At 64.4% G+C, this 13,801-nt stretch carries 10 protein-coding genes; 5 read left to right on the forward strand and 5 right to left on the reverse strand.

What is annotated here, in order from left to right; translation table 11 throughout:
• Positions 1-79: 79 nt before the first annotated feature.
• The 4 genes from F7R11_RS19140 to F7R11_RS19155 all read right to left on the reverse strand — a co-directional run bounded on the left by F7R11_RS19140 (position 80) and on the right by F7R11_RS19155 (position 4,636).
• On the reverse strand, positions 80-1,465 hold the full coding sequence (locus tag F7R11_RS19140) for an ATP-binding protein (protein ID WP_064808686.1): 1,386 nt from the start codon (positions 1,463-1,465) through the stop codon (positions 80-82).
• Entirely contained in the window at positions 1,462-2,124 is a 663-nt protein-coding gene (locus F7R11_RS19145) for a response regulator (protein WP_064808684.1), read from the reverse strand. Before F7R11_RS19145 ends, F7R11_RS19140 begins: the two co-directional genes overlap by 4 nt.
• A gap of 283 nt (positions 2,125-2,407) precedes the next feature.
• Positions 2,408-3,940: an FAD-dependent monooxygenase gene (locus tag F7R11_RS19150; RefSeq protein ID WP_064808682.1), complete on the reverse strand. Its 1,533-nt coding sequence runs from the start codon at positions 3,938-3,940 to the stop codon at positions 2,408-2,410.
• Positions 3,941-4,204: 264 nt separating this feature from the next.
• Positions 4,205-4,636 (reverse strand): hypothetical protein, encoded by a 432-nt coding sequence (locus F7R11_RS19155; protein WP_031328791.1) that lies wholly within the window; start codon positions 4,634-4,636, stop codon positions 4,205-4,207.
• Between the two features lie 222 nt (positions 4,637-4,858).
• On the opposite strand from F7R11_RS19155, the gene F7R11_RS19160 reads away from it, so the two are divergent.
• Positions 4,859-5,428 carry a cysteine hydrolase family protein gene (locus F7R11_RS19160; RefSeq protein ID WP_064809119.1) on the forward strand — a complete coding sequence of 190 codons (570 nt, stop codon included), beginning with the start codon at positions 4,859-4,861 and terminating at the stop codon, positions 5,426-5,428.
• A gap of 26 nt (positions 5,429-5,454) precedes the next feature.
• Here F7R11_RS19160 and prpR read toward each other — a convergent pair whose 3' ends face one another.
• Positions 5,455-7,407: a propionate catabolism operon regulatory protein PrpR gene (gene prpR / locus F7R11_RS19165; RefSeq protein ID WP_064808681.1), complete on the reverse strand. Its 1,953-nt coding sequence runs from the start codon at positions 7,405-7,407 to the stop codon at positions 5,455-5,457.
• 194 nt (positions 7,408-7,601) lie between these two features.
• Here prpR and prpB point away from each other — a divergent pair, with 194 nt between their 5' ends.
• The 4 genes from prpB to prpF all read left to right on the forward strand — a co-directional run bounded on the left by prpB (position 7,602) and on the right by prpF (position 13,775).
• Entirely contained in the window at positions 7,602-8,510 is a 909-nt protein-coding gene (gene prpB / locus F7R11_RS19170; RefSeq protein ID WP_064808679.1) for a methylisocitrate lyase, read from the forward strand.
• Between the two features lie 37 nt (positions 8,511-8,547).
• Positions 8,548-9,717: a bifunctional 2-methylcitrate synthase/citrate synthase gene (prpC, locus tag F7R11_RS19175; protein WP_064808677.1), complete on the forward strand. Its 1,170-nt coding sequence runs from the start codon at positions 8,548-8,550 to the stop codon at positions 9,715-9,717.
• 270 nt (positions 9,718-9,987) lie between these two features.
• Positions 9,988-12,585: a Fe/S-dependent 2-methylisocitrate dehydratase AcnD gene (gene acnD, locus F7R11_RS19185; RefSeq protein ID WP_064808675.1), complete on the forward strand. Its 2,598-nt coding sequence runs from the start codon at positions 9,988-9,990 to the stop codon at positions 12,583-12,585.
• Positions 12,582-13,775, forward strand: coding sequence for a 2-methylaconitate cis-trans isomerase PrpF (prpF, locus tag F7R11_RS19190; RefSeq protein WP_064808672.1), 1,194 nt, complete (start codon positions 12,582-12,584; stop codon positions 13,773-13,775). The genes acnD and prpF overlap by 4 nt, the downstream gene beginning before the upstream one ends.
• The last annotated feature ends 26 nt before the right edge of the window (positions 13,776-13,801 follow it).

The following is a 13,801-nucleotide window of genomic DNA, read 5'->3' on the forward strand; positions in this document are numbered from 1 at the left end:
TGAGATACAACGCCGCGCGACGGCGTGCCCGTTGTTGACGGTACCACTACCGCGCGCGGATACCGGGAGCGAGCCCGGCCTAGTCCTGAACGTATCGGCGTGCTGCGGTGTCTGCGAACGGAAACTCGGCGGCTTTCCGGTCGACCGGTGGAAACGCAACGGTGACGACAAGACCATGCCCCGCCGGGTTGTCGCTCAACGCAACGGTGGCGTGGTGGCGCTCGGCAATGTTCTTGACGATGGCAAGACCAAGACCGCTGCCGACCGTCGCGGCGTCGACCAAGCGGTAGAAGCGGTCAAACACGCGCAGGCGCTCCTGCCACGGAATGCCCGGGCCGGAATCCACCACGCGCCATGCCGGCGCATCGTCCTTCCACAGCGCGGCCACTTCCACGCGGCCACCTGGCGCGGTGTAGCGCACAGCGTTGTCGACAACATTGCTGAGCAGCGTGCGCAGACCGTCTTCGTCTCCTTGAACGCGGGAGGGCACATCGCCCGTCGTGTCCAATGTCAGCGCAATGTCCTTGCTCTCCGCCAGCGGTACGAAATCGGCCACCACCTGATGCGCGAGCTTGGCCAGATCGACAGGACGCATGTCCTCATCTTGCAAACCCCGCTCGTGACGCGCCAGGGTGAGCAACTGGAGCACCAGATGCGTCGCCCGATCCAGGCGGGCATGCAGCTTGGCGAAGGCTTTGACGCGCTGCTCGTCGGTTTGCACGCGCTCGGCCAACTGCAGTTGCAGCTTCAACGTGGTCAACGGTGAACGCAGTTCATGCGCGACTTCCGCGGTGAACTCCTGCCGCCAGATCAGCTCGCGCTCCAGGCGCTTCATCAGGCTGTTCAGCGCATCGACCATCGGGCGCAGCTCACGCGGCAATGCGAGCGTCTCCACCGGTTCCAGCGCATTGGGCCCACGTTGTTCGATGGACGCAGCGGTGCGGCGCAACGGGCTCAGACCCCGGTGGACGGTGAACCAGATGATGGCCGCCAGCATCGGGACCAGCACAAAGAACGGCGCCAGCGCCAGCCAAATCAGCCGCAAGCCCAGGGCCTTGCGCACACCAATCGGCTGCGCCACCTGCACGAATTGCCCTGAGCGTGCCTCGCCATACACCCGCCAGCGCTCACCACGAAATGGAACGGTCTTCAGTCCGTCATCGGGGTAGCGCGGGAAGATGAGCGCCGGACGCGACGTGTAGATCAGCTTGCCGCTGGTGTCCCAGACCTGCACCACGATGCCGTCATCCGGGGCATCGCTTTCGTCGGTGCCTGGCTTGCCAGGCTCGGTGGTCAGCGGCGGCAAATGGATCAGCAACGACCCTGCGATGTGCTTGAGCTGGTTGTTGAACAGCTGGCGGTTTTCTGCCCGCACAACGTTGTACAGCAAGACACCGGCAATGAACGTGCAGAGCAGCATGCCGCCGATCAGCCAGGCCAGGAGGTACCCCCGGATCGTCTTCATGACGCCTGCGTCAGCTTGTAGCCCACGCCCCGTACGTTCTTGATGACGTCACGCCCGAGCTTGCGGCGCAACGCGTGGATGTAGACCTCAACGGTATTGCTCTCGATGTCGGCATCCCAGTCGTAGAGCTTTTCTTTCAGAAGCTCGCGCGACACGACTTCGCCGCGCGCGTCCATCAGCACAAGCAGCAAGGCAAACTCGCGCTTGGACAGATTAAGCGGCTGATCACGCAGGTGCGCTTCGTGCGTGCCGGGGTTCAGACTGAGGCCGCCGTACGCGATGGTGGCGGAGCGCCGACCGGAGCGCCGACGGAGCAAGGCGCGTATGCGCGCCATGAGTTCGCCAAAATCGAATGGCTTGATCAGGTAGTCGTCCGCTCCGGCATCCAGCGTTATCACACGGTCGGCTGGCGTGTCCCGCGCAGAGATGATCAGTGCGGGAATGTCGCCGCCCTGATCGCGGTAGGCCTTCAGGACTTCGCTTCCGGAGCGGCCCGGCAAGCCCAGATCCAGCAGTAGCAGGTCATACACCTGCTGGCGCAGGGCAAGCACCGCGGCTTCGCCATCGCGCACCCAATCCACCGCATAGTTTTCTTGGCGCAGCCCCTCTTCGAGGTCCTCCCCGATCATCGGATCGTCCTCGACCACCAGCAATCGCATTGCGCCTCTCCCCAAAACCGCATGCGGCTGCGACGGCTCTGTCGCGCACTGCATTGCGGTGATACGGCCAGCCCACGTATGGATCTGGCCCATTTTTTGATTTGTTCGCCCTTGAAAGCCGTCACATCAGGCCTCCAGAGCACACCCCGTAATAAATCGTAACAGTCGATTCGTTAAGGAAAACTTAAAAAATCGCCTTGCATGGGGCTTCCGTAAGGAAGCTGTTAACACCGAAAGCGACGCTGACGACGGGCCGCCTCCGGCACCTCGCGGCCTGGCATTGTCAGGCCGCGCCAAACCATTGCAATACGGCTTGCGTCAACGCTGCCTGGTCGGCCGCCCCCTCCCCCGCCCAGGCAACGACGCCGTCGGGGCGCACCAGCACCGCGGCAAGGCCAAGCCTGTCGGTGGCATCGCTTGCGACATAGGCGATACGGCCGTGCCATCGGCTTGCCAGCGCCCGCAGCGGTGCACGCGCGTCAAAGTCCAGCAGAAGGCCCTTGGCGTTGCGCAAACGCTCGCCGAGCCGGGTGCCGTCGGCGAGTGCGAAATCGGGTGCACTGCGGCCGACCAGCGGATGGCCACCGCCGCTGCCGCCCATCTCGTAGCGCAAGGACAGTCCCCAGACGCGCTCGGCAAAGTAAGTCGCGCCGTCGCGTGTCTCGATGAGATCGCGCATGATAGCTGCCAGCGCGCGCGTACTCCGGCTCGGCCGCATGAGTGCAACCTGCGCGCGCGACCAGTCCAGGATCTGTGCGCCCACCGGATGCCGTTCCGCCTCATAGCTGTCGAGTAGACCGTCCGGCGCATCGCCGCGAAGGGTGGCCGCGAGCTTCCAACCGAGATTCATGGCGTCGCCCAGCCCGAGATTCAGCCCCTGACCGCCCAATGGGGAGTGAATGTGCGCCGCATCCCCGGCAAGCAGCACACGCCCGTTGCGATAGGTCGTCGCCTGGAAGGCGCGGTCTGTCCAGGTGGTCGCCTGTTTGAGCGCCGTCACAGTGACAGCGGTGCCGGACACCTGGCGCAGCACCCGCTGCACATGGTCCTGCGTGATCGGCTGGGTGCGATGGAAGGCGCCGCCGTCAAAATCCACCATGGCGATGGTGCCCGGCGGTTGATACGTGAACATGCCCGTGGGCGTGTACTGCCGCCCCGGGGCGAGCGTGTGCGGATCGGCCAGTTCTACCACGACGGAATAGCCGGTGAACTCGGGTTCGGTGCCGACAAATTCAAAACCGCCTGCCTTGCGCACTGCGCTGCGCCCACCATCGCACCCGACAAGCCAACGCGCACGGAAGGTCTGGCCGCCGGCGCGAACGATCACGTCTGTGTCGGTCTGCGCGACGTCATCCACACAGTAGCCGCGCCGGATCTCCACACCCAGCACGTTGGCACGCGTGGCCAGAACGGATTCGATATGCGCCATGTCGCTGGCCATGTGGGTGCCGGCCGGGCTCGGCAGGCGGTACGGCCACTCCGACTCGTCGACCCTGTCGTGGAAGAACTGGATGCCCGCAAAGTGACCACCGGGGCCACCGCGGCGCGGGGTCTGCTGCCTCCAATGCGTGGCTGGCACCGCTGCGCGCTGCGGTGCAGCAACGTCATCCAGCAAGCCGCGGCGGTAGAAGGCTTCAAGGGTGGGAGACGACAGCCCGCGCAAGCCGAACGGCAGCTGTTTCAGGGGCGAATGTGGATCTTCGGCTTGCTCCAGCACCAGCACCGAGAGGTGGGCGAGGCTCAGCTCGCAGGCCAGAAACAAGCCAACCGGGCCTGCGCCGGCAATGACAACGTCGTAGATGGGTACATCGTGCATGAGCGACTCCGTGATGGTCGTTCGACCGGAGCAGCTCGATGTCTTGAGAACCGCACGGACGAACAGAAAACAACGCCTGAGCGGCGTCGATGTTCGTCGTGGGACTCATGCACGAGGCATGGACAGAGCTTCCGCTGGATCTTGCTCAGGGAAGGACTTGGGCTGGACCACACCAAGTCTGCCTTTTTCGACTGGGCGTCAATGTAACGTCGGAACCCGTAACCTGCAACGCTGGGCGGATCGTCTTTGCTGACGATCCGCAAATCACCCGCGCATGCGCAGCAGATCGGCATACGAAACCAGTTTCCGTTTTCCGGCGCTCAGCGTCTTGCGTTTTGACGTGGAACGGGCGGGCTTGCTGCGCTCGAACTTGGCAGCGGCGCGGGCGTCTTCCTTGGCATGAATGCTTGCCGTCTTGGCTTCTGCCTTCAGGCGATCGGCTTCCAGCTTGGCGGCAACGCGCTCTTCTCGGGCAACATCCTGCGCGGCCGACAGGATCTCGGCCTTGAGCTGTGCGCGCCGTTGCTTGGCCGCTACCCGAGCGGCCTGCAATTGCGCTTTCCTTTGCTTCAGCCAGTCTTTCCGGCTCACCGGCGCGGGTCTGGCCTCTGGCGGCACGCTCAGGCGTAAAGCCCGGCTGACGGCGGCTTTGTCCGTTTGAAGCGTGCGCCGTGCGTCCTGTTTCGCATCACTCACGGTGCGTCACTCTCCTCAACAGCACATTCATGTGGCCCATGCACCCACCGTTAATGCGTGTGCACGGGCAAGACTTCTCAACCGTACCATAGGACCCCACGTCGCGCTCAGGTGACGGGCGTCAGCCAAATTGACGCAAAACCGCCACGCGTGGTTGCCTGAAATTCGGCGCCAGGGGGCCGTGATAGAGTCGGCCACCACCGCCCACCACCCAACATGGCCATGCCGACTCCGACCATTGTTCCGTCGCAAACCGCGCTGTTGGTCATGCATTACCAGACCGACATCATGGGGTTGTTTCCGTCGGTCGCGCCCACGCTGCTCTCCAACACGCGCACGCTGTGCGACGCGGCACGGGCCAAGGGCATCCGCATCTATTTCGCCAAGTTCCACTTCAGCCCCGGCTATCCGGAAGTCAGTCTGTTGAACAAGAACGGGCAAGGGGTCAAGCAGCTTAGACTGTTCGTTCACGACCGGATCTCGCCGGAGCTTGGCCAGCAGGACGATGAACCGCTCGTCATCGCACACCGCGCCAGCGTGTTCTATGGCACCGACCTGCAGGTTCGGCTGTCCGCGCAGGGCATCAATACCTTGATCATGGTGGGCGTTGCATCAACGGGCGTGATGCTGTCGTCAATTGCGCACGCGAGCGATGCGGACTTCCGGTTATTCACGGTCAAGGATTGCTGCTACGACCCGGATCAGGTCGTGCACGATCACCTGTTTGCTACGGCTTTCGAGTCGCGCACCACGGTGCTGTCGCTGGTGGACGCGTTGCGGTTGCTGGAATAGCGCAACAATCCTGACGGGGGACTCCGTTACCCCGCCTGCAACCGCCGCCACAACGTCGTCTTGCTGATGCCCAACGCCGCGCACACGGCGTCGCGGTCTCCGTCATGTGCCGCCAGCGCTGCGCGTATCTCTTCTGCTTCCACTCCCCGGCTACGCTCGCGCAACGTCAGCGCGGGCGTCTTGCTGCGTGCACCATGGGCAAACACTTCCGGCGCAATCAGGCGCAGCACGTCTTGCGTGATGGTGCCCGCGTCGGCGTCGTCTGCGTGGGCCAGCTCCACTGCAATGCGCTCAACCACGCTCTGCAGCTCACGCACATTGCCGGCCCAAGGGTAGTGCCGTAGTGGCTCGGCAACGTCGGCCAGGACTTGCGCGGCAACTTCGGTATCGGGAATACGCAACAGCAGGCGCGGCTCGCGGCGTGCGGCCTGCACGAGCAACTCGGCGGCCAACGTCATCACGTCTTCTGGGCGTTCGCGCAGCGGCGGCAGCGCGATGCTGAGGATGTTGAGGCGGTAATAGAGATCGGCGCGGAAGGTGCCGGCCTCCACCGCATCCGTCAGCGCGCGATGCGTGGCGGCTACCACGCGAATGTCCACGCGCGTGGGTTCCGTGGAGCCCAACCGCACCACTTCGCGCTCCTGCAGCACGCGCAACAGACGGCTTTGCAGCGGCAGCGGCATCTCGCCAATCTCGTCGAGGAACAGCGTGCCGCGGTGCGCAGCTTCAATCAGCCCGGTCTTGCCGCCCTTGCGTGCGCCGGTGAAGGCGCCCTCTTCGTAGCCGAACAGTTCGCTCTCCAGCAGCGCCTCAGGAAACGCACCGCAGTTGATGGCGACAAACGGAAAGTCGCGCCGTGCGCTGAGCTGATGCATGCCCTGCGCGACCATCTCCTTGCCGGTGCCGGATTCGCCCAGCACGAGCACGGTGGCGTCCGACTTTGCATAGCGGCGCACCAGCGTACGCACACGCTCGATGGGCGCGGATTCTCCCACCAGATCATCCAGCCGGTAACGCGCGCTGAACTGTTGCGGGCGCTGGCGTGAGCGCAGCGTGCGGTCCAGCCGCTCCACCGCGCGGGATTCCTGGAAGGTGAACACGGTGCCTTCCGAGGCGCCCGCGCCCGTGCTTGCAAGCGGGCCGCGATGGATGACGTAGTTCACGCCGTGCACAGTGCCCAGCGTATCCCCCTCGGTATCGGGCAGCAGGCCCAACAGGTTGGGGGCGATGTTGAGCAGCGGCTGGCCGACAGCCTGCTTGGCGTCGATGTCCAGCGCGGTGGCAAGCCGCTGGTTGATGGCCTCCACGCGGCCTTGTGCGTCCAGCGCGACCACACCGTCGCGCAAGTGCTGCAGCAGGTTGTCGAGCCGCTGGCGGCGCGCCGATTCTCGACGGGTAGCCTGCACGACTTCCAACGCGGTGTCGAAAGCGGCCCTCACGGAATCACGCGAATACAGAAACACCGCGTTCATGCCTGCCTCCGTGGCTAGGTCCGTCACCAAGCCGGGGCCGACCACTACGCCCACCCCGCGGTCGCGCAAATCCAGCACGCAGCTCTCTGCACCCTGGCGCGAGGTGTACGAGGCAAACACCACGTTCATGCCATAGGCAGCAACGAAGCGGCGCACTTCATCCGGCGTGTCGCCGTGAGTGACGAGCGCTACCGACTCTGCATCACGCCGCGCACGGGCCAACGCGTGCATCACGTCAAAGCCGCTCGGGTTGATGACGACCACGGGCAGCGACAGACGCGGTTTCAGATACGCACCATTGGACCCGCCCGCGACCACTACGTCGGGGCGGTCAGCACCGGCTGCGTCGATCTCGCGCACGATGTCTTCAAAACCGCGCGTGACGACGCGCAGCTCGGCGCGGTCGTTGTACTCGGCAGCAATGTCGAGGAACAGGTCGCTCAAGCGGCTGATGCCGCAGGCCCAGATGCGCGGGCGGTCGGCTTGATCAGCGGGGGCGGGGCTCATGGTGCGGTGCGGGATGCAGAAACGGCGGTCCGGTCATTATGCGCCGCGCATTTCCACATTGAAATCTAAAATTTCATTTTTGAAATGATGTGCGCGAGGGCGGCAACGTCACTTCCATACAAATCAACGGGTTACGTTGGGTGGTGAAGGTGGCCCGCTTCCTGCTGTATGGGGCCAACCTTTTTGGAGCCCACATGAGCACAACCCAACGACACCCCACCAGCGCCGGCGCCAAATTCCGCGCTGCCGTTGCCGAATCACAGTCACTGCGCCAGCCGCTGCAAGTGGTGGGCGCCATTACCGCCTACGCCGCCAAGATGGCGGAGCAAACCGGCTTCAAGGCCGTGTATCTGTCGGGCGGCGGTGTGGCAGCCAACTCGCTCGGTATTCCGGATCTGGGCATCAGCACGATGGAAGATGTGCTGATCGATGCCCGTCGCATTACCGATGCCGTGCAGGTGCCGTTGATGGTCGACATCGACACCGGCTGGGGCGGTGCCTTCAACATCGCACGCACCGTCCGCTCGTTCATCAAGGCAGGCGTGGCCGCCGTGCACATGGAAGACCAGGTCGGCCAGAAGCGCTGCGGCCATCGCCCGGGCAAGGAAGTGGTGCCCATCGAAGAAATGGTCGACCGCGTGAAGGCCGCTGTGGATGCCCGCACCGATGACGACTTCGTCATCATGGCCCGCACCGATGCGGCTGCCTCGGAAGGCGTGGACGCCGCCATCGAGCGCGCCGTGGCCTACGTGGAAGCGGGTGCGGACATGATCTTCCCCGAAGCCATGAAGACGCTGGACGACTACCGCCGCTTCAAGGCCGCCGTAAAGGTGCCCATCCTGGCCAACCTGACCGAGTTCGGCAGCACGCCATTCTTCACCACGCAAGAGCTTGCCAGCGCCAACGTGGACATCGCCCTGTACTGCTGCGGCGCGTACCGCGCGATGAACGCGGCTGCGCTCAACTTCTATCAAACCGTGATGCGTGACGGCACCCAAAAGGCCGCCGTGGAGACCATGCAATCGCGCGACGATCTGTACAAATACCTCGGCTACCACGCGTACGAAGACAAGCTCGACGCACTGTTTGCTGCACAGAAATAACGCCTACACATTCCACGCATCCAAGGAGACCATCACCATGAGCGAAGCCGATAACAGCACCCCGAACGCCGGCGCTTTCAAGCCTAAGAAATCCGTGGCCCTGTCGGGCGTGACAGCCGGCAATACCGCACTGTGTACCGTCGGCCGCACCGGCAACGACCTGCACTACCGCGGCTACGACATCCTCGACCTGGCCGGCGCGTGCGAGTTTGAAGAAGTCGCCCACCTGTTGGTGCACGGCAAGCTGCCCAACAAGGCCGAACTGGCCGCCTACAAGGCCAAGCTGAAAGCCCTGCGCGGCCTGCCCGCCAACGTGAAGGCCGCACTGGAATGGGTGCCCGCCTCCGCCCACCCGATGGACGTGATGCGCACCGGCGTGTCCGTGCTCGGCACCGTGCTGCCCGAGAAGGACGACCACAACACCCCCGGCGCGCGCGACATCGCTGACCGCCTGATGGCGAGCCTCGGCTCGATGCTGCTGTACTGGTACCACTACAGCCACAACGGCAAGCGCATCGAAGTCGAAACGGACGACGACTCCATCGGCGGCCACTTCCTGCACCTGCTGCACGGTGTGGAGCCGTCCAAGTCGTGGGTCGACGCGATGCACGTATCGCTCAACCTGTATGCCGAGCACGAGTTCAACGCATCGACGTTCACTGGCCGCGTGATTGCCGGCACGGGCTCCGACATCTACTCGGCCATCACCGGCGCCATCGGCGCGCTGCGTGGCCCCAAGCACGGCGGCGCCAACGAAGTCGCGTTCGAAATCCAGAAGCGCTACGACACCCCGGACGAAGCCGAGGCCGACATCCGCCGCCGCGTTGAAGCCAAGGAAGTCGTGATCGGCTTCGGCCACCCCGTGTACACCGTATCCGACCCGCGCAACAAGGTCATCAAGGAAGTCGCGCGCAAGCTGTCGAAGGAAGCGTCCAACACCAAGATGTTCGACATTGCCGAACGCCTGGAAACGGTGATGTGGGACATCAAGAAAATGTTCCCGAACCTCGACTGGTTCAGCGCCGTGTCGTACCACATGATGGGCGTGCCGACCGCGATGTTCACCCCGCTGTTCGTGATTGCACGTACGTCCGGCTGGGCCGCACACATCATCGAGCAACGCATCGACAACAAGATCATCCGCCCGAGCGCCAACTACACCGGCCCGGACGATCTGAAGTTCGTGCCGATCGCAAAGCGTCCGTAATAAGTCAGAAGGAACGTCAGCCCCAGCCCACAGACGGTTTGGCCGTTGACGTTCCTGCCCTAGATGGCGCCTTGAATTTCTGTAAGCGGGCGGAAAAAAGAAGGAGGCTTGTTTGAGCGAAGCGAGTTTGCCTCCTTCTCCGCCCGGTTACAGAAATTCAAGGAGGCTTTCGCCATCTCGGGCGCGCCTTTCTTTGCTTACTTTCTTTGGCAAGACAAAGAAAGTGAGTCAGCCCCGGCAGGGGATGAAACAAGGGATGTACCAGACACCATGAACACCACCCACAGAAAGCCCCTCCCCGGCACAACGCTCGACTACTTCGACGCTAGAGAAGCTGTAGAAGCCATTCAACCAGGCGCCTACGACAAGCTGCCGTACACCTCCCGCGTCCTAGCCGAGAATCTGGTACGCCGCTGCGACCCGGCCACGCTCATCGATTCCCTCAAGCAACTGATCGAACGCAAGCGCGATCTCGATTTCCCCTGGTTCCCCGCCCGCGTGGTCTGCCACGACATCCTCGGCCAAACCGCACTGGTGGACCTCGCCGGCCTGCGTGACGCCATCGCAGACCAAGGCGGCGACCCCGCCAAGGTCAACCCCGTCGTGCCGGTCCAACTGATCGTCGACCACTCCCTAGCCGTGGAATGCGGCGGCTTCGACCCCGACGCCTTCGCCAAAAACCGCGCCATTGAAGACCGCCGCAACGAAGACCGCTTCCACTTCATCGACTGGACCAAGCTCGCGTTCAAGAACGTCGACGTGATCCCGGCAGGCAACGGCATCATGCACCAGATCAATCTGGAGAAGATGTCGCCGGTCATCCAGGCACACGACGGCGTGGCCTACCCCGACACCTGCGTCGGCACTGACAGCCACACACCGCACGTCGATGCGCTGGGCGTGATCGCCATCGGCGTGGGCGGCCTGGAAGCCGAGAACGTGATGCTCGGCCGCGCGTCGTGGATGCGCCTGCCGGACATCGTCGGCGTGGAGCTGACGGGCCAACGCCAGCCTGGCATCACCGCCACCGACATCGTGCTGGCCCTGACCGAATTCCTGCGCAAGCAGAAGGTGGTAGGCGCGTACCTGGAGTTCTACGGCGAAGGCGCATCGAAGCTCACGCTGGGCGACCGCGCCACCATCTCCAACATGGCCCCCGAGTACGGCGCCACCGCCGCGATGTTCTCGATCGACGACAACACGCTCGACTACCTGCGCCTGACCGGCCGCAGCGATGAGCAGGTCAAGCTGGTGGAGACGTACGCCAAGGCCGCAGGCCTATGGTCCGACACGCTCAAGCACGCCGAATACGAACGCGTGCTGCGCTTTGACCTGTCGAGCGTGGTGCGCAACATGGCCGGCCCGTCGAACCCGCACGCACGCGTGGCCACGACGGACTTGGCCGCCAAGGGCATCGCCGGCAAGTGGGAAGAGACCCCGGGCCAGATGCCGGATGGCGCGGTCATCATCGCCGCCATCACGAGCTGTACCAACACCAGCAACCCGCGCAACGTGATTGCCGCCGCGCTGCTGGCGCGCAATGCCAACCGCCTGGGGCTGACGCGCAAGCCGTGGGTGAAGAGCTCGCTGGCACCGGGGTCCAAGGCAGTGGAGTTGTATCTGGAAGAGGCCGGCCTGAAAGCCGAACTGGAAAAGCTCGGCTTCGGCATCGTCGCGTTTGCCTGCACCACGTGCAACGGCATGAGCGGCGCGCTGGACCCGAAGATCCAGCAGGAGATCATCGACCGCGACCTGTACGCCACCGCCGTGCTGTCGGGCAACCGCAACTTTGACGGCCGCATCCACCCGTATGCCAAGCAGGCGTTCCTCGCCTCGCCGCCGCTGGTGGTGGCCTATGCGATTGCCGGCACCGTGCGCTTCGACATCGAGCGCGACAGCTTCGGCACCGATGCCAACGGCCGCCCGATTCTGCTCAAGGACCTGTGGCCGACCGACGAAGAGATCGACGCCATCGTGCGCGCCTCGGTCAAGCCGGAGCAGTTCCGCAAGGTCTACATCCCGATGTTCGAGCAGCGCAGCGCGTCTGTGGCCAACGTGAGCCCGCTGTACGACTGGCGCCCGCAGAGCACCTACATCCGCCGCCCGCCGTATTGGGAAGGTGCGCTGGCTGGCGAACGCACGCTCCAGGGCCTGCGTCCGCTGGCCGTGCTGGGCGACAACATCACGACCGATCACCTCTCGCCGTCCAACGCCATCCTGGCCAGCAGCGCCGCCGGCGAATACCTTGCCAAGATGGGCCTGCCGGAAGAGGACTTCAACTCGTACGCCACGCACCGCGGCGACCACCTGACCGCGCAGCGCGCGACGTTCGCCAACCCCACGCTCATCAACGAGATGGCCGTGGTGGACGGCGTGGTGAAGAAGGGTTCGCTGGCGCGCATCGAGCCCGAAGGCAAGGTCACGCGCATGTGGGAAGCGATTGAGACCTACATGGACCGCAAGCAGCCGTTGATCGTGATTGCCGGCGCCGACTACGGCCAAGGCAGCTCGCGCGACTGGGCTGCCAAGGGCGTGCGCCTGGCCGGTGTGGAAGTCATCGTGGCCGAAGGCTTCGAGCGCATCCACCGCACCAACCTGATCGGCATGGGCGTGCTGCCGCTGGAGTTCAAGCCGGGCACCACGCGCCTGACGCTGGGCATTGACGGCACCGAAACCTATGACGTGATCGGCGCGCGCAAGCCGCGTGCAGACCTGACGCTGGTGATCCATCGCAAGAACGGCGAACGTGTGGAAGTGCCCGTCACGTGCCGCCTGGACAGCGATGAGGAAGTCTCGATCTACGAAGCGGGCGGCGTGCTGCAACGCTTTGCGCAGGACTTCCTGGAATCGAACAAGGAGGCGGCATGAGCCATCCCGCACAGATCAAAGTCCCCGCCACGTACATCCGTGGCGGTACCAGCAAGGGCGTGTTCTTCCGCCTGCAGGATCTGCCGCAAGCCGCGCAACAGCCGGGCGCTGCCCGCGATGCGCTGCTCATGCGCGTGATCGGCAGCCCCGACCCATACGGCAAGCAGATCGACGGCATGGGCGGCGCCACGTCCAGCACCAGCAAGACGGTGATCCTGGCCAAGAGCACGCGCCCGGACCATGACGTCGATTACCTGTTCGGCCAGGTCTCCATCGACAAGCCGTTTGTGGATTGGTCGGGCAACTGCGGCAACCTTTCGGCCGCTGTCGGCCCGTTCGCCATCAGCAACGGCTTGGTAGATGCGAGCCGTCTTCCGCCTAACGGGCAGAACGGCACCGCCATCGTGCGCATCTGGCAAGCCAACATCGGCAAGACCATCATTGCGCACGTGCCCATCACCAACGGCGCGGTGCAGGAGACGGGCGACTTTGAACTGGACGGCGTGACCTTCCCGGCGGCGGAAGTCCAGCTCGAATTCCTCGACCCGGCAGCGGAAGAAGACGGCGACGGCGGCGGCGCGATGTTCCCCACCGGCAACCTCGTCGATGACCTGGAGGTGCCCGGCGTGGGCACGTTCAAGGCGACGATGATCAATGCCGGCATCCCGACAATCTTCGTGAACGCCGAGTCCATCGGTTACACCGGCACCGAGCTGCAGGACGCCATCAACGGCGATGCAAAGGCGCTGGCGATGTTCGAAACCATCCGCGCGCACGGCGCGGTGCGCATGGGGCTCATCAAGAACATCGATGAAGCCGCCACGCGGCAGCACACGCCCAAGGTGGCATTCGTTGCGCCGCCGAAGGACTACGTCGCCTCCAGCGGCAAGAAAGTCGGTGCGGGCGATGTGGACCTGCTGGTGCGTGCCATGTCGATGGGCAAGCTGCACCACGCGATGATGGGCACGGCTGCCGTGGCCATCGGCACGGCAGCGGCCATTCCGGGCACGCTGGTCAACCTGGCGGCCGGCGGTGGCGAACGTGGCGCAGTGCGCTTCGGGCATCCGTCCGGCACGCTGCGCGTGGGCGCGGAAGCGAAGCTCGTCGACGGTGAATGGACCGTCACCAAGGCCATCATGAGTCGCAGCGCGCGCGTGCTGATGGAAGGCTGGGTGCGCGTGCCGGGTTGAACCGGCGCCGACACTGTTGAGCAAGA

It is taken from the genome of Ralstonia insidiosa (genome assembly GCF_008801405.1).
Lineage (GTDB): Bacteria > Pseudomonadota > Gammaproteobacteria > Burkholderiales > Burkholderiaceae > Ralstonia > Ralstonia insidiosa.

Excerpts from the sequence above, each read along its gene's own strand:
- F7R11_RS19140 (WP_064808686.1), bottom strand. The coding sequence starts at position 1,465 with ATGAAGACGATCCGGGGGTACCTCCTGGCCTGGCTGATCGGCGGCATG.
- F7R11_RS19145 (WP_064808684.1), bottom strand. The coding sequence starts at position 2,124 with ATGCGATTGCTGGTGGTCGAGGACGATCCGATGATCGGGGAGGACCTC.
- F7R11_RS19150 (WP_064808682.1), bottom strand. The coding sequence starts at position 3,940 with ATGCACGATGTACCCATCTACGACGTTGTCATTGCCGGCGCAGGCCCG.
- F7R11_RS19160 (WP_064809119.1), top strand. The coding sequence starts at position 4,859 with ATGCCGACTCCGACCATTGTTCCGTCGCAAACCGCGCTGTTGGTCATG.
- prpR (WP_064808681.1), bottom strand. The coding sequence starts at position 7,407 with ATGAGCCCCGCCCCCGCTGATCAAGCCGACCGCCCGCGCATCTGGGCC.
- prpB (WP_064808679.1), top strand. The coding sequence starts at position 7,602 with ATGAGCACAACCCAACGACACCCCACCAGCGCCGGCGCCAAATTCCGC.
- prpC (WP_064808677.1), top strand. The coding sequence starts at position 8,548 with ATGAGCGAAGCCGATAACAGCACCCCGAACGCCGGCGCTTTCAAGCCT.
- acnD (WP_064808675.1), top strand. The coding sequence starts at position 9,988 with ATGAACACCACCCACAGAAAGCCCCTCCCCGGCACAACGCTCGACTAC.
- prpF (WP_064808672.1), top strand. The coding sequence starts at position 12,582 with ATGAGCCATCCCGCACAGATCAAAGTCCCCGCCACGTACATCCGTGGC.